This window comes from Geomicrobium sp. JCM 19038, from assembly GCF_000698125.1.
In the GTDB taxonomy this organism is placed as follows: Bacteria; Bacillota; Bacilli; order Bacillales; family Marinococcaceae; genus Geomicrobium_A.
In genome coordinates, this window is record NZ_BAXA01000001.1 from 358,188 (window position 1) to 380,271 (window position 22,084).

The window sequence follows — 22,084 nt, forward strand, 5'->3', positions numbered from 1 at the left end:
GGAAGGAGCCGTTCACATGCGACAAGCACCAGCGAAGCGCCTATCAAAAAAGGCGCTTCCGGTTTGGCGGATTACTGGACTATTTGAAAGTTTATTTTACTTAATTATCCCGATTGTGTATGGAGTGCTTTCTTTCGTATTTGATTGGCCATTCTGGATTTTATACGTCATGGTAATCGCTTGGATTTTAATCGTCATTATGAAAAGTCTCGTCGTGCCAGCCATTCGTTGGCGAAGATGGCGCTATGAAGTACATGATGAAGAAATCGATTTTCAGTATGGTGTGTTTATTATCCGCAGGACACTCGTTCCGATGAACCGTGTTCAACACGTAGATACGGAGCAAGGTCCAATATATCGTCACTATAAGTTGTCTGCTGTAAGCATTTCAACAGCTGCGACCATCCATCAAATTCCTGCTTTAACAGAAGAAGTGGCCTCTGATCTTCGGGATCAAATTGCCGTTTTGGCCCAAACGGCTGATGAAGATGACTGACGGCAAACGCATGCACTGGGCAGCAGTGCCAATTATGATCGTGCAAGGAATCAAAGGGTTTATTATCCCGCTTATTATCGCCTTCTTCATCGGAAGTACTGGTGGCGGAATCGGGATCTTCACACTCATTATTATTCCAGTCATCATCTTGTTTTCACTCGGCTATAGCTTTTTATACTGGTGGACGTATCGATACTACGTAAAAGACAACGAGCTTTATATACGTCAAGGCATTATCATTAAGAAAAATCGTTATATACAACGTCGACGTGTGCAAAGCTTTGATAAATCTGCAGGAATTTTGCAACGTCCATTTGGATTAGTTCGAGTGAAGATTGAGACAGCGGGTGGTGGAAGTGAACCAGACGTTGACATTGATGCGCTAACTGTTCAAGAAGCGAATCGCCTGAAGCGAGAGCTAATGAAAAAGATGGACGTTCCAGAAGAAACAGAACAATCACAAGCAGAGCTTAACGTGCACTCAGAAAATGAAGAGCACGTAGAAGGTGAAGACGTTCATCAAGACGCACTCGAAGAAGAGTCTACAGAAGTTGTTGATGCAGAAGAAGAGTGGACAGAAGCAGAGCCAGATGATCGCTGGGTCCTCGGGAACAAACGTCTATTTATCGCAGGGATGACGTCAGGCGGTGTCGGTCTTGTACTGTCTGCTGTTATTGCGATTGTTTCACAATTTGATGTGTTGTTGCCTGAGACGTTTTATGAGTCTACGGTCGGTTATGCATTATCCTTAACGACGACGCTGATTGCACTATTTGTCGTGTTAATTGCGCTCATCGCATACCTTATTTCAATTGGGATTACGATCGTTAAGTACGGTCAGTTTTCCGTTGATAAGAGGGGGAACGATTTAATCGTTTCACGAGGGTTGTTAGAGAAGAAGCAACTCACGTTAAAAGTACATCGTATTACAGCGGTTCGCTACGTGAGTACGATTTTGCGACAACCATTTGGCTATACAACGATCTATGTAGAAAGTAAAGGCGGGGGAAATGCAGAAGAGCAACAATCAACGATGCTCATCCCACTCGTAAAGCGAAAAGAAGTTGACGAAGTGTTACGTCGTTTCTTACCTGAATTTGTGTTTGATGAGGGGATTACGCTTACGAAGCTTCCGAAGCGAGCTCGAATTCGTTACTGGATTCGTGCAATCTTGCCGACGTTTTTCGTAACTCTGCCGTTAACGTATTTCTTTCCACCGTTCGGTGCGCTTAGTTTTCTCATCGTCATTCCAGCACTTTGGATCGGACATTTACGATACAGGCATGCAGGCCACTATGTGACGGATGATCGTTTAGTCATGCAATGGCGCTTGTTTAACTTAAACCGCGTAATTGTCCCTAAACGAAGAATTCAAGCAGCTGACGTTGTTCAGTCACCGATTCAACGGTTTCGAAAGCTCTCGACGTTTTCTGTATCCATTCTCTCAAGTATCTCTGGCAAAAGCTTTGAGGTGTTAGATCTCTCAGAGAACGATGGTTTTGACTTAAAAGATTGGTTTTCAAAACAACAACAACAAAACAAAAACGAAGAGGAGTCAATCGTCGATTAGACTCCTCTTCGTTTTGTTTATTTCGATGGTTGTTGCATGTTCGTATACGTGACGACTTGACGTTGATTCGTGTCAGAGGTGCATTCAAACCGGTCGTATACGTAATCTTCCCCAACTTGATGAAGAATGCGTTCATAACGATGTTGAATGACGATGCTATTGCCATCTTTTTGGAAGAAAAGAAAGTTAACACCTGAGAATTGGTGTTCTTCTTGGGCGTGTAATAGTTGTCGTAACAATGTGTTGTGACATTTCACGAGGTGTTTGCGTTTAAAACCGAAATCACGTAACAAGACCGCAAGAGATTCTTTAGCTGGTAGTTCCAATTCATTGAGTAAGATTTGGAACGGTTCAAATTGTTCTTTGTGAATCCGAATCATTGAACCTTCTTTTAACCGAACTTTTTTACCGCTTTTTAATCGGAATTTGAAGTCTTGATCATAATTGACGGGTTGCCACTCATCCTTTTTACTATCAAGCCATTCTAAGTCGAAAGGGCAGCCGTCTAACATCATTTGTTCACTCTGTGATTGCTCAACGAGTACAACTTCATCTTCGATCGATTGCAATTTAAAGTACAAATACGGATCTTCTGACGTTCGATGACCGTTTTTCAAACGAAGACGGTTCTCTTGAAGTTGTCGTTTCTTTTCCTCGAGTTGGTGAATGTTCGCGTTTGTTGACTTCTCAAGTTTGGCAATTGCCATAAGTGTTGATGAGCGAAACGAACGTGCTACTTTTCCAGAAAAAGTGGAAATCTTATCGCCTGTCACGTCAACTTCTTCTCCACCACTGTAATGAAGAGAGAAGATGTCATCGGCATTGTGAATTTCATAAACGCCTTGTACGACAATTTTTCCAGTCCAAATTTTGTTTTTTGGTGTTTCAATATGTTGTAAAACGCCATAATAGCTACATTTCGGATTTTGCTCAGTGAACACGACGGTTTTACCTTGCGTTAAATGTGCCTCTTTACGATTCATAGGAACCCTCTCTTTTTCGGACTAATCACGTAATCCATTATATCTACCTTTTGTTACTTCTTCAACTGACAAGTCCGATTCGACCCTTATGGTAGGCATCAATTAGTCCTAAGGCAGAAACCTCACAATCCATCTTCATCATTTGAACATCGTCGTCATGATCTTCAATGGAAAAGTGTTCAAGAAGAGCTTCAAATAACAAGTGTGACAGACGTGTAGGATCGACGTGCTCTTGTGAAAGGACGGTTTTAAACACGTCATAGCTGCTGTGAAGCGATTGAAAAACTTCTTTTTGATCGGTTGAAACTCCAAAGTGACCAAAACCGATGATTGCAGGGTTAAGCGACTTTATACGTTCCCAAGAAGTAAGCATGCTCTGTTCATCAAATTGTGATGGTGATGTGCTAGGAATTGCGATGCAAGTTCCCATTTTTTGAGAAAGCCTTCCGTAATAAATTCCGAGCGTGTCTCCTGTGAAAATTGCTCCGGTTAATTCATCTTGAATTGAAAAGTGGTGCAGAGCATGTCCTGGTGTATGAAGAAAAGTGAGCTTACGGTCCGCGGCAATCTGCAATACACTTTCATCTTCATGACTGACTGTGTGCTCAACTGGGCAAGGAAGAACAGGAGCAAACAAGTCGTCGAATTTATCTCCGTATACGACTTTGGCGCCTTGGATTAATTTTGTCGGATCATTTAAATGCTTTGCGCCTTTTGGGTGAACGTGTAGTGTCGCGTTTTTGGCGTGATGCATGAGTTGGCCCGCACCGCCTGCGTGATCGAGATGGACGTGGGTGACAATAATATGTAGTAAATCATCGAGCGTGTAACCTAACTCCTTTAAGCCTTTAACAATCGGTTCATAGGAACAACTAGGTCCCGTTTCAATAATCGTTAACTCATCTCCCTCTAAAACGTAAATGCCAGTACGCTGTTCGAGTCCTAAATCTAAACCGTCAATTAAATACGTCTTGTCAGCAATTTTCATCATTGTTAATCACCTCTAATTAAAAGTTTAATTATTCGAAAAACAACAAATAGGAGACGCTGATTATTGGTCAGCGTCATTCCCACCTGTATAACGACGTTCATTGAGTCGAATTAAATAATCAAAGCGCTCATTTTTCAGTTGTTCATCATTTTCTTCAAGCTTTGAAATGACCAGTTCCATTTTTGTGAGTGCTTCATAAATACGAGGCATCTGTTCTTCTTGTTCTTCGTTATCGAGCTCTTTATAGGCTGAAATGAGGTTTGGAATGTCCTCTTGAGCCATGCGTTTTACTTGGTAACGATCTTCAACGGAAAGCTGGCGGAGTTGATGTTGAAACGGGTTCAGCCGCTCAAGCAATTGCTGTAGTCGATTTTGAATGGGCTCTGGTAAATCATGTTTTTGCATCGTTAAGTAGTTTAACGATGTTGTGTAATGATCTTGTTCGGTTTGAACTTCTTTGGATGCTTTGGGTGATTCTTCTGGTATCGGAGGATCGATAAATGAAGTCGGAGCATGCCCATCCATCGCACCGTCAATGTGCTGCATTTTTTGGATAATGCCGTGAAAATAAGGCGATTTCATAATGCTTCTAACGTGAGATTTGCCGTTTTTCATATAATACACAGAACCTTCTTTAAGCATCTTTTGGCTCCCGCGTGAATGTTCGCTACGCGTGTAACTGAGTACGAATCGCTTTTTTATGGCAGAAGGAGAGACGTGCGTATCGAACGTTAATAACTTTACGTGTTTTTGACTAACTTTGAGTCTGAGTTTAAATGTACGCCCATTTTTCTTGTACACTTGCGATCCGCGTATCGGACCGTTCTTTAACATGTGTGCAATGATCTTGTCGAGAATTGCTTCACTTTCTTTAATCAGTGAAAGCCCGTTAGGGTCGGAAAAGATTTGGTCATCGACCGTACGCATTCTTTCCGGTATAAAGCGTTCTCGCCAAGAAGTCGTCAACCAATCTTTCACTGTCATCAGCACCTTCACTAAAGTTAATCATTTAAGAGCGGTCGTCACTACGTTCTGGTAAACGAGCTTGGACGTTTTTATTCAGTTCATCAAGTTCTGCAATAAATGCCTTTCCTGATTGAACAATACGTTCATTCGATTGTTCAGTCAGCTCAATGGCCGTTTGCACATCATCGTAAGCTTTTCTGAACGATTCAATAGCAATTGCTGGTTCTTCCAACGTTTTTAAAGTTTCTTCTGTATTGGAACGAAGTGACTTTGCATTGCTTAGTATCATATCTTCAGTTGCTTGATTCACACTTTGAACGGCATCAATGACTTTCTTTTGATTGCCAAGGGCAAGTTGAATGGAAGCAGTTACCGTAATGACGTTTTTCGTATCGTAATCGCGTTAAAAATTGCCTCTTCAAGCTTGTCGTTGTTTTCTTTAATAAGATCAACCGATGCAAGGGATTGTTGTAACACCATAACCGCTTGCGTCATATTTTTGATTCTCGTAATGACTTTTCGTTGTCCTTTTTGCAATTCTTGTGGGTTATCTCGCCAATTTTCTGCAGTCATTTCTTCTTCAAGCATCGTATTGAGCTGTTTACCTGTCTCAATTTGCTTTTCAAGATTTATAATGCGTGACGTTGCAGTGTCACGTAATTGCTCGAGCATCAAATTATCTTCTTGAAGTTTATCTTTACCCTTTAGTAGAGCTTCAATGATGTTCTCAACTTGTGCTTCGACCGTTTGATACTTCTTAGCATACTGTTCAATTGGGTTTCGTCTTGTGATTTTGTTCCATGTTTTTTGTAAGAAACCTTCATTAAGATGTTCAGGTTCTAACGTAGAGACATGTTGACGTAATTCAAATAGTTGTTCAGGAAGTTCGCTATTTTTATTTTGTAACATATCTTGAACAGGGCGTTTTAAGGATTCTAACGAATCACCTGCTAATTTCTGTTCGTCTTCACCGAGCAAACTAAGTTGTTGCACGAGCTCTTGTGTGTTCGAGTTTTCTTTAAATTTGTTCATATAGTTCTCAGCATTTTTGGCTGCTTCACTTTTCTCCTTCGACAGGAAGGTCAGTTTCAAAGTTTCGTTTCATCTAACTCTTCGTTTGGTTTATCTTCTTGCATGTCGTTTCCACCTTTCCGTTCACCGTATGCGTGCAAATGTATGCTTACATTATACCATTTTCACTTTCGGATTGTCTTGATCTATATACGTGCGCAAAAGTATTAGGTTTCAAAACTGAATAGAAGTTGTATAAATTTCAAAAAGAAACGTAAAAATCATAAAAATCATTGTTAGATTTTTTCCTTTAGTGACATTATATTAAGCGCTTACATGCTGGAATAAACGGTGCTTGCAATTTGCCGAAGGTTCAGATAAGTGGTAAGATCATTTTTACTAGTTTCGTGAAGAGATCTTTTTTGTTAAGAAAGAGGTGGAATAAATTGTTTCATGACAATACTAATCCAAAGGGTCTTTATCGATCCGAATTTGAACATGACAATTGTGGAATCGGCTTTTTGGCGAATATGAAAGGTCAACCTTCGTATACGATCGTACGAAGTGCGCTTGATCTACTAGCCAACCTTGAGCATCGCGGTGGACAAGGGGCAGAACCTAATTCAGGAGACGGTGCTGGGATTTTACTTCAAATTCCACACGGCTTTTTCAAAGAAGCAGCAGTCGAGTCAGGCTTCGAATTGCCTGAAAAAGGTGAATATGGTGTCGGGATGCTATTTCTACCTACCGATGACACAAGACGTAAGCGTGCACTAGAAATGTTAGCGCAAATGGCTGAACAAGAAGGTGCAAACGTAATCGGTGTTCGTGATGTACCGGTGAATACAAATGGTGTTGGTGATTCCGCTCTTGCGGCAAAGCCTTATATTCAACAAGTATTTATTGCTGCTGATGGACTCATCGACGATGAGCTAGAGAGAAAGTTGTACGTCGTGAGAAAGCGGACAGAAAAGGCCGTTCAATCGTTACTTGAAGAAGAGGATTCTTTTTATTTCGCTAGTCTTTCAACAAGAACAATCGTATACAAAGGCATGTTAACGACAGAACAACTCGGTACGTTCTTTATCGACTTAAAGAAGAAAACGTTTAAAAGTACAATCGCTCTCGTTCATTCACGATTTAGTACGAATACATTCCCTAGTTGGGAGCGCGCTCACCCGAACCGTTATTTGATGCATAACGGTGAAATTAATACGATTAAAGGTAATGTGAATTGGATGCATGCTAGAGAAGCGGTATTCCAATCTAAATTATTTGGAGCAGATCTCGAGAAGGTTCGTCCTGTCATTGATGAAAGTGGTAGCGATTCATCGATGTTTGATAACGCATTTGAGTTTTTTACGTTATCAGGTCGCTCGCTTGCCCATTCAGCAATGTTAATGATTCCAGAACCTTGGCAAAATGCTGAACATATGAGTGATGATAAACGCGCATTTTACCAATATCATAGTACGTTAATGGAACCGTGGGACGGTCCAACTGCAATCGTATTCACAGATGGAAAACGGGTTGGAGCGACGCTTGATCGTAACGGGTTAAGGCCATCGCGCTATATCGTGACTGAAGACGATATCGTTGTAATGAGTTCAGAAGTCGGAGTATTGCCGACTGCGCCAGGTAAAGTGGTTGAAAAGAATCGCTTAAAGCCAGGGCAAATGCTGATTGTTGACCCAGAAGAAGGACGCATTATCCCTGATGAAGACGTTAAACAGTCCATTATTAATGAAAACCCATACAAAGAGTGGGTAAATGAAGAGTTAAAGACGCTAGACGATATTCGTGAGAGTGCCGTTGAAGTAACGGAGTTTGATGAGACGAAGTTACGTTTAAAGCAAGCTGTTCACGGCTATACGTTTGAGCAAATCCATAAAATGATTAAGCCGCTCGTTACCGACGGTGCCGATCCAGTCGGTTCGATGGGGTATGACAATCCGTTAGCGGTCTTGTCCGATAATCCTCAACTGCTCTTCAACTACTTTAAGCAGCAGTTTGCGCAAGTGACAAATCCTCCGATCGATGTAATTCGTGAGGAAGTTGTAACAGCAGTTGGAACGACAATCGGTCGTGAAGGTAATTTGTTACATCCGACAAAAGAAAACGCAAGGCATATCTATTTGGATACCCCACTCGTCACAAATGAAGAGATGGCAAAGCTCATTCATTGTGACGAACCGGGTCTACATGCGGTGACGATTTCAACGACATTTGAGCCGTCTCATGATGGTAGCGGTATTGAACAAGCACTTTCACAAATTCATAAAGAAGCTGATCAAGCGTTACATGATGACAAAACGTTGCTCGTATTAAGCGATAAACTCGTGAGTAGTTCTGCCGTGCCAATTCCGATGTTGCTAGCCGTTTCAAGTTTGCACCATTACCTCATTCGCACGGGGAATCGTACGAAAGTAAGCATTCTCGTTGAAACAGGTGAAGCAAGTGAAGTACACCATTATTGTGTGTTGCTCGGTTACGGTGCAGAAGTGATTAACCCGTATTTAATTTTCGATTCGTTAGAAGGGTTAATTCGAGGTGATAATCTTAAAACGCATTCCTATGTTGAAGCTGTGTCGAAGTACATTAAATCAGCTACAAAAGGCATGATGAAAGTTCTCTCAAAAATGGGTATCAGTACGATCCAAAGTTATCGTGGTGCACAGATTTTTGAAGCGATTGGAATTTCAAAAGAAGTGATTGATCAACACTTTACATGGACGCCAACAAGAATAGGTGGCATAGATTTACAAACGATTGCAAAGGATGCCATTACGCGTCACGCGACCGCTTATCGTAAACTTGAGCATGATCAATTAACACTTGAAGAAGGTGACGATCATCAGTGGCGACGAGATGGAGAAGAACATCAATATAATCCACACACGATTCATATGTTGCAACATGCTTGTCGAACGAATGACCACAAACTTTATCAATCCTACAGCGAGTCAATTAATGAACAAGAGAAAAAGCAAACGACATTACGTGGATTGCTTAAATTAAAGAAAGATCGTCCGAGTGTGCAGCTTCATGAAGTTGAGCCTGTTGAAGAAATTTTTAAACGCTTTAAAACAGGGGCAATGTCATTTGGCTCGATTTCAAAAGAAGCGCATGAGGCGCTTGCGATTGCATGAACCGAATCGGCGGAAGATCGAACACTGGTGAAGGTGGCGAAGACCCGGACCGATTTACAGTGGATGACAATGGTGATTTAAGACGAAGTGCAATCAAGCAAGTAGCTTCCGGACGATTTGGTGTGACGAGTCATTATTTAGTCAATGCTGATGAGATTCAAATTAAAGTAGCGCAAGGTGCAAAGCCAGGTGAAGGTGGACAATTGCCAGGCAATAAAGTGTACCCTTGGGTAGCTAAAGTGCGTGGAACTACAGCAGGAGTTGGCTTAATTTCACCACCACCACATCATGATATTTATTCAATTGAAGATTTGGCGCAATTAATCCACGATTTAAAACATTCGAATCCTGATGCACGGATAAGCGTAAAGCTCGTTTCAGGTACGGGAGTCGGTACGATTGCTGCAGGTGTTGCGAAAGGCCGTGCGGATGGAATTGTCATTAGTGGTTATGACGGCGGTACAGGAGCGGCTGCAAAAACGTCCATTAAACATACCGGTCTACCTTGGGAGATTGGCTTGGCAGATGCTCATCAAACGTTAGTAATGAATGGACTGCGTAATCGTATTAAGTTAGAAACTGACGGGAAAATGATGACAGGTCGTGACTTAGTGGTCGCAACTCTTCTCGGTGCAGAAGAGTATGCTCTTTCGACAGCACCACTCGTTGTGCTCGGATGTGTCATGATGCGTGTTTGTCATATTGATACGTGTCCTGTCGGGATTGCAACGCAAAACCCTGAACTGCGTAAGAAATTCGCAGGTGATCCTGAACATGTCGTAAATTTTATGACGTTCATCGCTGAAGAAATGCGTGAATTAATGGCAGAGCTCGGTTTTACGAAAATTGATGACATGATTGGACGCGCAGATCTACTCGAGCAACGTGAAGATGTTATTGGCGAAAAAGCGAAGCAACTTGATTTACGATCGCTTTTATATCGTCCAAATCCTGAAAATCAATCGGCACATTTTGGAACGAGTGAGCAAGAGCACCTTGTTGGTGAATCACTCGATACGACAATGCTCATGGACAGCTGCTTACCAGCAATTGAAAATAAAACGCCGTTAAAACGCTCCTACCCAGTTTGGAGTATTAACAGAGCGGTTGGAACGGTCATTGGAAGTATGATTACGAAGCGCTACGGTGCAGAAGGTTTGCCTGAAGATACGCTCGATTTAACGTTTACAGGTTCTGCTGGACAAAGTTTTGGAGCGTTTGTTCCTAAAGGAATGACGCTACGCCTAGTAGGCGATAGCAACGACTATATCGGCAAAGGTTTATCTGGAGGTAAGATTTACGTTCATCCTCACGAAGATGCGCCACTTGAACCTGAAAAAAATATCATCGTTGGTAACACATCGCTTTACGGTGCGACGAGTGGTGAAGCGTATATTTCTGGGATTGCCGGAGAACGTTTTTGTGTTCGAAATAGTGGTGCAAAAGTCGTCGTCGAAGGTGTCGGTGATCACGCTTTAGAGTACATGACAGGTGGAACGGTCGTTGTGTTAGGTGACACAGGTAAAAACTATGCTGCTGGTATGTCTGGTGGTGTGAGTTATGTGTACAACCCAAGAGCTTCGTTTGAAGCTCACTGCAACCGTGAACTCGTCGAGCTTGATCAACTAGAACAACATGACGCAGATGAGCTAAAAACGCTTATTACAGCACATGTAGAACACACGAAAAGCCCGATCGGTAATCGCATTTTAGCAAATTGGGATGAAGAAAAAACGCACTTTGTTAAAGTAATTCCAACAGATTATCGCAACATGTTAAAAGCGATTGATACGTCGATTAAAGAAGGTATTTCTGAAGAGGAAGCGGTTATGGCCGCTTTTGATGAAAGCAAGCGAGCGAAAGCAGTGGTTAAGTAATCACGGTTTTGAACAGGAGGGGAAACGATGGGTAAAGCGACTGGATTTATGGAAATTGAACGACAGGTACCTAAAAAACGTGATCCTCGTGATCGTGTTCAAGATTGGCAAGACATCCATGTAACACCACCAAAGTCCGACATTGAGCAACAAGCTTCACGATGTATGGATTGCGGGGTTCCTTTTTGCCAAGCAGGAACGAACGTTCCTGGTTCAGATGAAATTGGTTGTCCAGTGTACAACTTAATTCCTGAATGGAACGATCTCGTCTATCACGGCCGCTGGAAAGATGCGTTAGAACGTTTGCACAAGACAAATAATTTCCCAGAATTCACGGGTAAAGTATGTCCAGCACCCTGTGAAGGTTCTTGTACAGTTGCCATTGATGATGATGCGGTTACGATTAAATCAATTGAATGGCAAATCGTTGAAAATGGGTTTAAAGAAGGGTGGATTAAAGCGAAGCCACCTCGCAAGAGAACAGGAAAGCGTGTCGCCGTTATTGGTTCAGGACCTGCTGGTCTTGCAGCAGCAGCCCAACTTAATAAAGTCGGTCACACTGTCGTTGTTTACGAAAAAGAAGATCGTGTTGGTGGTCTATTAACGTACGGAATTCCTGACGTTAAACTTCCTTACGAAACTGTCATGAGACGCGTTCGTATTTTAGAGGAAGAAGGCATTACGTTTAAGACTAACGTTAACATCGGTGAAACGATTTCTTGGGAACAATTGAACAATGACTATTCTGCGGTGATTTTGTGTACTGGAGCACAAGTACCACGTGGCGTTAGTGATGTGCCGGGGCACGATGCTAAGGGTGTTCATTTTGCGATGGACTTCTTAACACAAAACACGAAGTCATTGCTCGATTCAAAGCATGAAGACGGTCAATACATTTCTGCTGCTGGCAAAAATGTCATCGTGATCGGAGGCGGTGACACAGGTGTGGATTGTATTACAACATCTGTACGTCACGGTGCGAAGTCAATTGCACAATTTGATATTAACAAAATCAAAGGTGAAACGCGTAATGATGGAAACCCGTGGCCATTATTTCCGTTAACGTTTGCGAAAGAAGACGGACATAAAGAAGCAGAAGCCGTTTACGGAGAAGATCCTAGAGCATACCAATGGTTAACGACTCGTTTTGTGACTGATGATGATGGTGTTTTAGTCGGTCTTGAAGCCGTACAAGCAGAAACAGTGTTTGAAAACGGACAAAAATTACGTAAACCAATAACTGGATCTGAAAAAGTTTGGGATGCGGATCTCGTGCTATTAGCGATTGGATTTACCGGACCTGAACGAGAGCTTCTTGAACAAATGGGTGTGAAGACGACAAACCGAGGTACGGTTGATGCAGAATATGGTCAATACAATACGAGCGTACCGAGTGTCTATGCTGCAGGTGATAACCGTCGCGGTCAAAGCCTTGTCGTTTGGGCGATTCATGAAGGAAGAGAAGCAGCACGTGAAGTGGATCGATATTTAATGGGGTCAACGATTCTAGTATAAAAAAGTTAATCAAGCACGTAAAAGCGAATTCACGCTTTTACGTGCTTTTTCTGTTGGTTGTCATGATGGAATGTATGTAAATAAGAAGGACGGTCCAAGACAAACAGAAGCTGCATAACATACTCGTAATTCGCTTTGAAATCGGCAGGGATTTTCGGGGCAATCGTATCAAGCCAGTGCAATAGCTTCCGCCGTTCAGCTCGTCCTAATTTCCTGTAATGAGCAGGAAGACGCATAATAAATTGCACAATGTACGGTGAAGGTGGCTGTTCAATAAATGCAAATTGCTGTTGAAAAAGTTCAGCTAGGAAACGTTTTTGATGCTCAAAGTATCGTAATTGTCTCGTCTCATTTGCGTTACCAGGACGCAACCGCCATTGTTTTCTTTGTTTTGCAGCCATGCGTTCGAACTCATTCAAGCGCTTTTGAATCATTTTCTTCGTGTATGAGTTAAGCGGTGAAATGATCGCTGCTTGCTCAATTAATCGTTCATATTTATTTCGTAGTTCAGGCATGAAATTATTCGGTAACACATACATGTTCACAACGGTCGAAACCATAATTCCAATCATAGAACTCATCACTCGTTCACTATAAAATTCTAAATGATGATCAAACATGGAAGGCATAATGGCAAAGGCTGTGATGGATGCGATCATCGTAAATCGTTTATAGACGAACACGTTCATGATGAGAATGATGACGATCACAACACTGGCATACATGAGCGGATGGGCTCCGAGAATAAAGTAGAAGACGAGGCAAAACCGGCACCAACAAGAGCAGACCCGAGACGGACAGCTCCGTTACGAACGGCATCAAAGCTCGTATTCTCAAGGGCAAAGCAAGTCGTTACAATCGCAAATAACGGCGGAATTGAGAGAAGATGACAAAGCAAAAGGCTAAAAGTCATGGACGTCAAGAGTTTAATCAGTCGCTTTGAGCTACGCAAAAAGAATAGTGACATGCCGTTCATCCTTCAATCTTTTTCAAATTTTTACAGTTAGTATGTAACGGAAAAAAATAATTATGCATGAATTTAAAAGAAGCTCTTGAACAATATAGAAAAGATCACGTATGATAGAATTGAATTTTCCTATAGTTGGTTTGAGGGGAGTGATGGGGTGTACGTAACCGGTAAGTACAAAACAGGAATCTACATCGGAGAAGTTGTTGAAGAACGTGGCGAACGAACACTTCTTCAAGTGAAAGCAGTCAAAAAGCATCCGATGCAAGGAGATCTTCATCAAGGATTTGCAACAGATGTACCACTATTTCATCAAAGAAACGCACTTGCATATTTAGAAAAGGCATGGGTGCCAACGGTTACCGTCAAAGCCTATTCAGATGATCTTCCTTCTTATGAAGAAAGTTTGCACGAAGCGGTAGAAGCCGAAATTTCCAAAATGGAAAAACGGGAAGATGAATTTGGTGAAAAAGCGCTTTCGAGTTTAAAAGAATTGCAAACAAGATACGAAAAGTAACGCGATAATTTTATACATGAGCATCCAAAAAAGAGGTGACGTTTTCCGTCGTCCTCTTTTCTTACGCTCTTTTTTACAGAAAACTTAATTTTTTTGTAACATCCATACGAAGGGGAGAGGGATTATGAAAGAAAGACAGCCGAAGTTAGCGACAGAGACGGTTTGGGCAGGAGAAGAGAAGTACAGAGTGCACGGCGCAAGCCAAGTGCCAGTCGTTCATAGCGTTGCTTACACGTATGACGATTTAGATTATTGGTATGAAGTGGCAGTCGGTCAAGCGGAAGGTCACATTTATGGCCGAAATACAAACCCTACGGTTTCAAGTTTCGAGGATAAAGTGAAAGAGTTGGAAGGCGCTGAAGCAGCAACGAGCTTTTCAACGGGTATGGCAGCAATTAGCAACACGTTATTAACGTTTTTACGACCAGGGGATCGAGTCGTAAGTATTAAAGATACGTACGGTGGAACGAATAAAATCTTTAGTGAGTTTTTGCCGCGGTTAAACATTGATATTACGCTTTGTGAAACCGGTGATCATAAGCTAATGATCGAAGAAATTGAAAAAGGCTGTAGCATCGTTTATTTAGAAACACCGACGAATCCTACCGTGAAAATTACAGATATTGAGCGAATTGCTGACGTTGCCAAAAATCACAATGCACTCGTGATCGTAGACAACACGTTTGCAACACCAATTTTACAAAACCCGTTGCAACTTGGTGCTGATTTGGTCCTTCATTCAGCAACGAAGTTTCTCGGTGGTCACGCCGATGCACTTGGAGGCGTGCTTGTAGGAAGTAAAGCGCTCGTAGAAGAAGTGTATCATTACCGGGAAATCAACGGTGCTACACTAGACCCGATGGCTGCATATTTACTCATTCGTGGTATGAAAACGTTGCATCTACGTGTTTACAAACAAACCGAGAACGCAACAAAATTAGCGGAATATTTGAAGAAGCATCCGATGGTTGAAGACGTTTTTTACCCAGGCTTAAAAGATCACCCAAATCACAAGATTGCAAAGCAACAAATGAGAGGGTTTGGAGGCATGTTTAGTTTTTCACTCGTCGGAGGAATGGATGCAGTGAAATTGGTGTTGCCGAAACTAAAGTATGCAAATCGTGCAGCAAACCTTGGCGCTGTAGAAACTACCGTAGGTCCAGCAAGAACGACAAGTCATGTAGAATCAACACCAGAAGAACGTAAAGCGCTCGGGATTCCAGATGGACTCATTCGCTATTCAGCTGGTATTGAAGATTTTGAAGATTTGAAAGAAGATCTCGAAATGGCGTTAAAAGCATTAACAGTTAAACAGTGAATTGGAGTGTCGTAGATGGAACAAAAAGTAGCCATTATCGGTTTCGGTGGCGTCGGTCAAGGTTTTCTTACGATCGTCGAACAGAAGAAAAAGCAATTAGAAGAACAATATAACCGCAAAATCACAATCGTTTCAATTGCTGATTTGTATAAAGGGTCGGTCCATCATGATGATGGACTTTCCCTACAAGATGTTAAAGAGAGCTTAGATATTGACGGTACGTTGCACCATTATCCAAAACGAGCAGGAACGATCACAGGATTAAGTGCGGTTGAAACGATTCAACAAACGAATGCGGACGTGATTGTTGAATTAACATTCACAGATGTCGTTACTGGAGAGCCTGCAATTACACATACAAAAGCGGCATTACAAGCGAAGAAACACGTTGTGATGACGAATAAAGGTCCGATCGTAAAAGCTTACAACGAGTTAAAGCAACTTGCAGATGAAAACGGTGTTTCGCTTCTCTTTGAAGGAACGGTAATGAGTGGAACACCGGCACTTCGTATGCCATTAGAGACGTTAAAAGGTAATGACATTACGAAGATTTCGGGTATCTTTAACGGTACGACCAATTATATGCTCACAGCGATGACCTCTGGAAAAAGCTATTCTGAGAGTTTAGAAGAAGCGAAGGAGAAAGGGTATGCTGAGGCAGATCCGACAAATGACGTCGAAGGCTATGACGTTCAAGGAAAGGTCATTATATTAGCGAATGTTTTGCTCGGTGCAAATCTTACTCGAGAAGACGTACCGACGACTGGGATTACGAACATACAATTAGACGACATACAAAAAGCAAATGAACAGCAACAAGTGTGGAAGCTCCTCGGAACGATTACAAATGAACAAGGCATCGTAAAAGGGGAAGTAAAGCCTGTTCTTTTAGATAAAACCAACCCACTCGCACAAATTGAAGGCGCAACAAACGCTGTGACCTATTCGTGTGACCTATCCGGGGACATTACCCTCATTGGGGCTGGAGCTGGAATTTCTGAAACAGGTTTTGCCGTATTGATCGATATTCTGTCATTGCCAAAGACTACTCGTTAGATTGGAGTGTTTGAGATGATTGAAATGAAAAAGCATGAACAAGCGATGTTTATTTCGGGAATTTGGAAGCAAAAAGAAGAAATGATTAACGTATACGACCCAGCAACTGATGAGTTGATTGCTACGGTTCCAAAAGGAACAAAAGCAGATATGGAAGAAGCGTTACGGTCTGCAAAAAAAGGATTGAAAATTGCGAGCAAAATGTCAACGAGACAACGCATGGACATTTTATTGAATGTGGTTGAGCGTATATTAAATGAACGTGAAGAGATTGCACAAATCATTTCATCTGAAGGTGTGAAGACAATTTCAGAAGCGAGGCGTGAAGCGAGAAGAGCCGCAGAAACGTTACGCCTTTGTGCAGAAGAAGCAAGAAGAATTGGTGGAACGACGTTGAACTTCGATCAAATGGAAGGAAGTGAACATCGACACGGCTATACGGTGCGCTTTCCGATTGGGATTGTCGGGGCAATTACGCCATTCAACGACCCGCTAAATCTCGTTGCTCATAAGATTGGTCCTGCAATCGCTTCAGGCAATGCGGTCATTTTAAAACCTGCTACAGAAACACCGTTATCTGCGTTATGGTTAACGAGAAAGTTTATTGAAGCAGGCTTGCCAAAGCACATCTTAAATGTTGTAACAGGGCGAGGACAAGACGTCATCCCTCCACTCGTTGAACATCCAGAAGTGAGGCTAATTAGCTTTACAGGAGGGCTTCGAACTGGAGAGAAACTCGCAAAAGATGCTGGTCTTAAAAAGATTAGCATGGAACTCGGTGCGAACTCGCCGTTTCTCGTTTTTGCAGATGCAGATGTAAAAAAGCAGCGAAAGCCGCGGTTTCTGGGGCGTTTGCAGCAGGAGGACAAAATTGTCTTAGCGTCCAACGAATGCTCGTAAGCGAGCAAGTGGTTGAAGACTTCACGAAGTATTGTTTGGAAGAAACAGCTGCTCTTCAATTTGGAGATAAAAAGAACGAACAAGATGATATGGGGCCATTAATTAACGAACGCGAAGCAAACCGAGTGATTGAGTGGGTTGATGCAGCGGTTGATGCTGGCGCTACCGTTTTAATAGGTGGTAAGAAATACGGAAATTATGTCGAGCCAACCATTATGCAAGATGTTCCGAGAGATTCGTTATTGTATCAAGAAGAAATTTTTGGTCCTGTAGCGATGATTCAATCGTTTACAACGTACAATGAAGCGATGACACTGGCAAATGAAGTCAATTACGGGTTGCAAGCGGGTGTCTTTACAACGTCGTTGCAAACGGCGCACAACACAATACGTGACTTACACGTTGGTGGTGTCATGATTAATGATAGCAGTGACTTCCGCATTGATGCGATGCCTTTTGGCGGTACGAAAGGATCGGGTGTCGGAAGAGAAGGCGTGTATGATGCAATGGTAGAAATGACTGAACAACGTGTGGTTTGCTTTAACAACCAAGACCAATAACAAAGACTAAACGTCGTAAAGAAGGGTTGTGGGTAGATGTTTTCAAGGGAAGAATATCAACTGCGCATGAATAAGACGAAGCAAAAAATGTTAGAGTACGGTGTTGAAGTGCTCATTCTTTCGAACCCTTCGAACCTGTGCTATTTAACAGGTTATAATGCATGGAGTTTCTACGTTCATCAAGTCGTTCTTGTACTCATTGATGAAGAAGAACCGATTTGGATCGGACGTGAAATGGATGCCCATAGTGCAAAAACAACGACGTGGATCGACCATACGAGAATTATTCCGTATCCAGATGAGTTCGTCCAATCAACAATTAAACACCCGATGGATTTTGTCGCCAATATTTTGACAGACCTCGGTCAAGGACAGCGAAAAGTAGGCGTTGAGATGGACGCGTTTTACTATACGGCGATGTGTCATGAGCGTTTAACGTACGGATTACCTGAAGCGGAATTTAAGAACACAAGTACGATCGTCAACTGGGTGCGCCTGCAAAAAAGTCCAGCTGAGATTACGTTTATGCGTCGCGCTGCCAAAATTGTTGAGAAAGCCATGCAAGCGGCATATGACAAAGTCGATGTCGGGGTTCGCGAAAATGATGTGGCTGCTGCCATTTATCACGCACAGGTGAGCGGGACAGCTGAATTTGGCGGTGATTACACATCGATCGTACCTATGCTCCCGACAGGCAAAAACACTGCGAGTCCTCATTTGACGTGGACAGATAAACGATACAAAGAAGGGGATTTTTTGACGATTGAAATTGCAGGCTGTTATCAACGTTATCATGCACCGCTTGCAAGAACGATGGCAATCAAGAAAGCTCCAAAAGAAATCATTGATGTCGGAAAAGTGGTCACAGAAGGTATTGAAGAAACGCTTAACTTTATGAAACCAGGAGTAACTGCTGAACAAGTAGAGGAAGTTTGGCGTGAATCGATTGGAAAACACGGATTTATTAAAGCGTCACGTCTCGGTTATTCAATTGGCTTGAGTTATCCGCCAGACTGGGGTGAGCATACGATTAGTTTTAGAAAAGGTGACCGCTCATTATTAGAACCTGGAATGACGTTTCACTTGATGCCAGGCATTTGGTTTGATGAATTTGGAGTTGAGATTACAGAATCTGTGCTTATTACTGATAATGGGGTAGAAACGTTAACGAATTTTCCTCGTGACGTTTATGAAAAGACGATGTAAACAAATTGACCCTGCACTCGTTAAATGTTCGAGTGCAGGGTCAAAAGCGTTATTCAGACGTTTTTTTCTTTTCAGGAGGGACAGGATCAAATCCGCCCTTATGAAAGGGGTGACACTTTAGAATTCGAATCACTCCGAGTGAGACACCCTTAAAAACACCGTGAATCAAGACGGCATCCAACATGTATTGTGAACATGTCGGTTGAAATCGACACGTTGGAGGCGTCGCAGGGGAAATGTATTTTTGATATAAACGAATGGGAGCGATGACGATTTTTTTTAACATGGTTGCCTCCATCAACACAAAAAGGCAACGTCTCGTTGCCTTCATGCATTAGCCTACGTGAAATGTAGCGTTCGGTTGTAAAATTGAATAGAGCACTTGGCTTTCTTCGCTCGTTAATCGAATCATCGGTAAACGAACATCGCCAGAAATAATTCCTTGCATTTCAAGTGCTGCTTTAACTGGTACTGGGTTTGGAGCCATAAACATAGCGTTCATAACGGGTAAAAGTTCACGGTGTTGCTTAGCGGCAACTTTCGTATTGCCGTTCTCGAATTGTTGTACCATTTGCAGCATGTTCTTGCCGATCACATGTGAAGCAACGGATACGACACCTTTTGCACCAATGCTCATAAGCGGTAAGGTCATGCTATCATCGCCACCGTATAGCTCGAAGCCATCTGGAGAGTTCTCAATAATCATTGAAGCGGCATCTAAATCACCACTTGCTTCTTTAATAGCAACGACATTTGGCAAATGGGACAGTCGAATTGTCGTCTCAGGAGCAAGGCTTACAACCGTACGACCAGGTACATTGTAGAGCATAATTGGTAGAGCTGTTGATTCAGTAATCGCTTTGAAATGCTGGTACATTCCTTCTTGAGAAGGTTTGTTATAGTACGGTGTTACGAGCATAATGCCGTCTACACCAGCTTCTTCAGCGGCTTGAGTCAATTCAATTGACGCATTTGTATTGTTGCTACCTGTTCCAGCAATAATAGGAACTCGGCCATCTGTGACTTTAATGACATGTCTAAAAAGTGCTAACTTCTCATCGCTTGATAACGTTGGTGATTCGCCTGTAGTGCCAGCAACGACAAGAGATTCACTACCATTTGTTATTAAATGGTTCACTAGTTTCGTTACAGCTTGAAAATCAATCTGACCATTCTCATTAAATGGTGTTACCATAGCTGTTGCAATTCTTCCAAAATCCATCTTCTCATCACCCTCAATGTTTGTTATAAGAATTTCGTGTTTAACGAGGGGCTTAACACAACTATACTATGTGCTTTTCACTGTTTCGTGCTGTATTAACCCACATAACGGGCGGTTACCTAAGCATTTTGTACGAACAAAAAAACAACAATGAGAGGACTCATTGTTGCATGGTAACCTTTCTCATCAAGAAAAGCACTCCATGCGTGAGATAGCCCTCCATATAGCAAGTGCTATATGACAGCCATACACTTATTCAGTGTATAACCAGCCTCAAAAGCGTGAGCTCTCTTTAGCTTCGGCAATTTCCCCTTTCAGAATACTTCATAGGCACTCACGTACCTCCGTAATCGTACTAATGGTTATTGCTCCTCTACTCCCAGAAGAAGTTTGTATTGAACTACCTACATACTAACAAAGGATTGGCTCGTATGCAACCAAAAATAAACATCCTGTATATGGATTGCTTATCTCTTTTTCCCGGAAATAATCCTATACAAAAAGAGAAAGTATAACAAGTAAGGAGGTGCAAAGGGTCCATGCGAAGAATTATCTATAGTGCGCTTACGTTAACGATTCTTTTGACGGGATGTACGGATGCCACCGATGAAGCTGCGATGAACAATCATCCCGAACTCGACCGACCGGAGTATTTAAAACTAAACTCTATGGAAAAGGATAGTCAAAAAGACTATGGATGGCATAAAAACCGTTTAAGTACGTCGCGTACAGGGAAGTTCAAAGATAGAGGACGCGGCGACAGCCCGTACGCTCTTCAACATGAAGCAAAAGAAATCAATGACAGTCAAGCTTTTGATCATGTGGAGTTAACTGAAAGTGTGAAGCGGAAGATTGAGCATCTACGACCAGTAAACGAAGCGTACGTCGTGAACTTAGGCGGAATTTTGTATATTGGTTTAGAAAGTGACACAGTGAATGAACGAGACCTAAACAAAGCTATCGATGATATCGTTTCGGGCAGCAGTAGCAATCATAAGTATCAACTGTTTACCGACCGCGCAAGCGTGAATCGAATACGTGCAGCTGAAAAAGCCGAGCATCCGGAATATCGGGAAGATTTTATGGATTTCTTAAATGATATGGAATATGAAATACAAAAAGGAGGCAATGGATGGTTGCAATAACCATCTACTGCCCTTCTTCTCAGTTTGTAATTCCAAGATTGTATAAACTTCTTCATACGTGTCTTCCATAACTTCAAGCCATGTTGTCAAGTTTTCCGTATGAATTTGTGCGCGGTCGCAGCCTTTTCGTGACGTTTCACAACGCTTAATGTTTTTCATGACGCCACGAAGGTCTGTTTTCGTGCCAGTGATGAGTTCTTTCGTTAATTCGAATTCTTCAGGCGTAGCATCAGCTTCATGTTGTTCGGTTAGGTCATAGAGCGCTCTCGTATGGGTTTTTGCATCTTCAAAGTCTGAACGATCCATCGCACTGTATAGCGCCTCAAGATGATCATGGAATTGTGTTAAGTAATGACCGTGTTCATCGCTATACATTAAGATGTCTTCACTAGGCTTCTTGTTATTATGATTTACATACAACGTATTCGGTTCTCGATTTTCATGATAAGGTTCACGATCTTGAGCTTTTAAATCTTGCTGTAAATCCTCTCCATATTGATTGCAACCAGTAAGTAGCACGATAAGGAGGATATAACTGGTTAGCTTTTTCATACGTTCACGTCCTTTTTGTAAGTAAGTTTATGAAAGGTAGTATGCTTTTCGATTGTTTTGAATATGCATGAAGGAAATGGATT

General features: G+C 42.1%; 14 protein-coding genes, 4 pseudogenes and 1 riboswitch. Of the genes and pseudogenes, 10 read left to right on the forward strand and 8 right to left on the reverse strand.

All coding sequences use genetic code 11. From position 1 onward, the window contains the following. The first annotated feature begins 16 nt into the window (after window positions 1-16). Together JCM19038_RS01955 and JCM19038_RS01960 are read left to right on the forward strand one after the other, a co-directional pair. Window positions 17-496, forward strand: a complete 480-nt coding sequence (locus JCM19038_RS01955) for a PH domain-containing protein (protein ID WP_042360083.1) — start codon at window positions 17-19, stop codon at window positions 494-496. Beyond that, window positions 489-2,066, forward strand: coding sequence for a PH domain-containing protein (locus JCM19038_RS01960; protein WP_042413920.1), 1,578 nt, complete (start codon window positions 489-491; stop codon window positions 2,064-2,066). Before JCM19038_RS01955 ends, JCM19038_RS01960 begins: the two co-directional genes overlap by 8 nt. A 17-nt stretch (window positions 2,067-2,083) precedes the next feature. Here the strand turns inward: JCM19038_RS01960 and JCM19038_RS20260 are convergent, their stop codons facing one another. From JCM19038_RS20260 to JCM19038_RS01980, 4 genes and pseudogenes are all read right to left on the reverse strand, one after another. Further along, on the reverse strand, window positions 2,084-3,049 hold the full coding sequence (locus JCM19038_RS20260) for a DUF2777 family protein (protein ID WP_052360938.1): 966 nt from the start codon (window positions 3,047-3,049) through the stop codon (window positions 2,084-2,086). Window positions 3,050-3,110: 61 nt separating this feature from the next. Next, window positions 3,111-4,040, reverse strand: a complete 930-nt coding sequence (locus JCM19038_RS01970; RefSeq protein WP_042413923.1) for an MBL fold metallo-hydrolase — start codon at window positions 4,038-4,040, stop codon at window positions 3,111-3,113. 60 nt (window positions 4,041-4,100) lie between these two features. Beyond that, window positions 4,101-5,018, reverse strand: coding sequence for a hypothetical protein (locus JCM19038_RS01975; protein ID WP_042413926.1), 918 nt, complete (start codon window positions 5,016-5,018; stop codon window positions 4,101-4,103). 31 nt (window positions 5,019-5,049) lie between these two features. Beyond that, window positions 5,050-6,038 (reverse strand): annotated as a pseudogene (locus JCM19038_RS01980) (toxic anion resistance protein). Between the two features lie 425 nt (window positions 6,039-6,463). Here JCM19038_RS01980 and gltB point away from each other — a divergent pair. After that, window positions 6,464-11,043 (forward strand): annotated as a pseudogene (gltB, locus tag JCM19038_RS01985) (glutamate synthase large subunit). Between the two features lie 27 nt (window positions 11,044-11,070). Next, complete coding sequence (locus JCM19038_RS01990; protein WP_042413929.1) at window positions 11,071-12,558, forward strand: glutamate synthase subunit beta; 1,488 nt, start codon at window positions 11,071-11,073, stop codon at window positions 12,556-12,558. A gap of 29 nt (window positions 12,559-12,587) precedes the next feature. Here the strand turns inward: JCM19038_RS01990 and JCM19038_RS01995 are convergent. Continuing rightward, window positions 12,588-13,534 (reverse strand): annotated as a pseudogene (locus tag JCM19038_RS01995) (aromatic acid exporter family protein). 148 nt (window positions 13,535-13,682) lie between these two features. Between JCM19038_RS01995 and kapB the strand changes: the two are divergent. The 5 genes and pseudogenes from kapB to JCM19038_RS02020 all read left to right on the forward strand — a co-directional run bounded on the left by kapB (window position 13,683) and on the right by JCM19038_RS02020 (window position 19,082). Further along, complete coding sequence (gene kapB / locus JCM19038_RS02000; RefSeq protein ID WP_042360074.1) at window positions 13,683-14,042, forward strand: sporulation phosphorelay system protein KapB; 360 nt, start codon at window positions 13,683-13,685, stop codon at window positions 14,040-14,042. A gap of 124 nt (window positions 14,043-14,166) precedes the next feature. Continuing rightward, the gene (locus JCM19038_RS02005; protein ID WP_042413936.1) at window positions 14,167-15,360 is read left to right on the forward strand and encodes a cystathionine gamma-synthase family protein; all 1,194 of its coding nucleotides are present in this window, start codon (window positions 14,167-14,169) and stop codon (window positions 15,358-15,360) included. A 15-nt stretch (window positions 15,361-15,375) separates the two neighbouring features. Continuing rightward, entirely contained in the window at window positions 15,376-16,416 is a 1,041-nt protein-coding gene (locus JCM19038_RS02010) for a homoserine dehydrogenase (protein WP_042413939.1), read from the forward strand. Between the two features lie 81 nt (window positions 16,417-16,497). Further along, window positions 16,498-17,876 (forward strand): annotated as a pseudogene (locus JCM19038_RS02015) (aldehyde dehydrogenase family protein). Window positions 17,877-17,912: 36 nt separating this feature from the next. Then, window positions 17,913-19,082 (forward strand): M24 family metallopeptidase, encoded by a 1,170-nt coding sequence (locus JCM19038_RS02020; RefSeq protein ID WP_042413943.1) that lies wholly within the window; start codon window positions 17,913-17,915, stop codon window positions 19,080-19,082. Between the two features lie 49 nt (window positions 19,083-19,131). On the opposite strand, the gene yidD is transcribed toward JCM19038_RS02020, so the two are convergent. Further along, window positions 19,132-19,368 (reverse strand): membrane protein insertion efficiency factor YidD, encoded by a 237-nt coding sequence (yidD, locus tag JCM19038_RS02025; protein ID WP_042413946.1) that lies wholly within the window; start codon window positions 19,366-19,368, stop codon window positions 19,132-19,134. Between the two features lie 48 nt (window positions 19,369-19,416). Continuing rightward, on the reverse strand, window positions 19,417-20,304 hold the full coding sequence (gene dapA, locus JCM19038_RS02030) for a 4-hydroxy-tetrahydrodipicolinate synthase (protein ID WP_042360070.1): 888 nt from the start codon (window positions 20,302-20,304) through the stop codon (window positions 19,417-19,419). Window positions 20,305-20,508: 204 nt separating this feature from the next. After that, window positions 20,509-20,688: riboswitch (Lysine riboswitch) on the reverse strand. Between the two features lie 155 nt (window positions 20,689-20,843). Here dapA and JCM19038_RS02035 point away from each other — a divergent pair. After that, on the forward strand, window positions 20,844-21,449 hold the full coding sequence (locus JCM19038_RS02035; RefSeq protein WP_042413949.1) for a hypothetical protein: 606 nt from the start codon (window positions 20,844-20,846) through the stop codon (window positions 21,447-21,449). Here JCM19038_RS02035 and JCM19038_RS02040 read toward each other — a convergent pair. After that, window positions 21,396-22,001 (reverse strand): lipoprotein, encoded by a 606-nt coding sequence (locus JCM19038_RS02040; RefSeq protein ID WP_042413952.1) that lies wholly within the window; start codon window positions 21,999-22,001, stop codon window positions 21,396-21,398. The genes JCM19038_RS02035 and JCM19038_RS02040 overlap by 54 nt on opposite strands. Window positions 22,002-22,084 lie beyond the last annotated feature (83 nt).

What these genes read in the sequence shown, in the direction of transcription:
- JCM19038_RS01955 (WP_042360083.1), top strand. Translation starts at nt 17, where the DNA reads ATGCGACAAGCACCAGCGAAGCGCCTATCAAAAAAGGCGCTTCCGGTT.
- JCM19038_RS01960 (WP_042413920.1), top strand. Translation starts at nt 489, where the DNA reads ATGACTGACGGCAAACGCATGCACTGGGCAGCAGTGCCAATTATGATC.
- JCM19038_RS20260 (WP_052360938.1), bottom strand. Translation starts at nt 3,049, where the DNA reads ATGAATCGTAAAGAGGCACATTTAACGCAAGGTAAAACCGTCGTGTTC.
- JCM19038_RS01970 (WP_042413923.1), bottom strand. Translation starts at nt 4,040, where the DNA reads ATGATGAAAATTGCTGACAAGACGTATTTAATTGACGGTTTAGATTTA.
- JCM19038_RS01990 (WP_042413929.1), top strand. Translation starts at nt 11,071, where the DNA reads ATGGGTAAAGCGACTGGATTTATGGAAATTGAACGACAGGTACCTAAA.
- JCM19038_RS02005 (WP_042413936.1), top strand. Translation starts at nt 14,167, where the DNA reads ATGAAAGAAAGACAGCCGAAGTTAGCGACAGAGACGGTTTGGGCAGGA.
- JCM19038_RS02010 (WP_042413939.1), top strand. Translation starts at nt 15,376, where the DNA reads ATGGAACAAAAAGTAGCCATTATCGGTTTCGGTGGCGTCGGTCAAGGT.
- JCM19038_RS02020 (WP_042413943.1), top strand. Translation starts at nt 17,913, where the DNA reads ATGTTTTCAAGGGAAGAATATCAACTGCGCATGAATAAGACGAAGCAA.
- yidD (WP_042413946.1), bottom strand. Translation starts at nt 19,368, where the DNA reads ATGTTAAAAAAAATCGTCATCGCTCCCATTCGTTTATATCAAAAATAC.
- dapA (WP_042360070.1), bottom strand. Translation starts at nt 20,304, where the DNA reads ATGGATTTTGGAAGAATTGCAACAGCTATGGTAACACCATTTAATGAG.
- JCM19038_RS02035 (WP_042413949.1), top strand. Translation starts at nt 20,844, where the DNA reads ATGCGAAGAATTATCTATAGTGCGCTTACGTTAACGATTCTTTTGACG.
- JCM19038_RS02040 (WP_042413952.1), bottom strand. Translation starts at nt 22,001, where the DNA reads ATGAAAAAGCTAACCAGTTATATCCTCCTTATCGTGCTACTTACTGGT.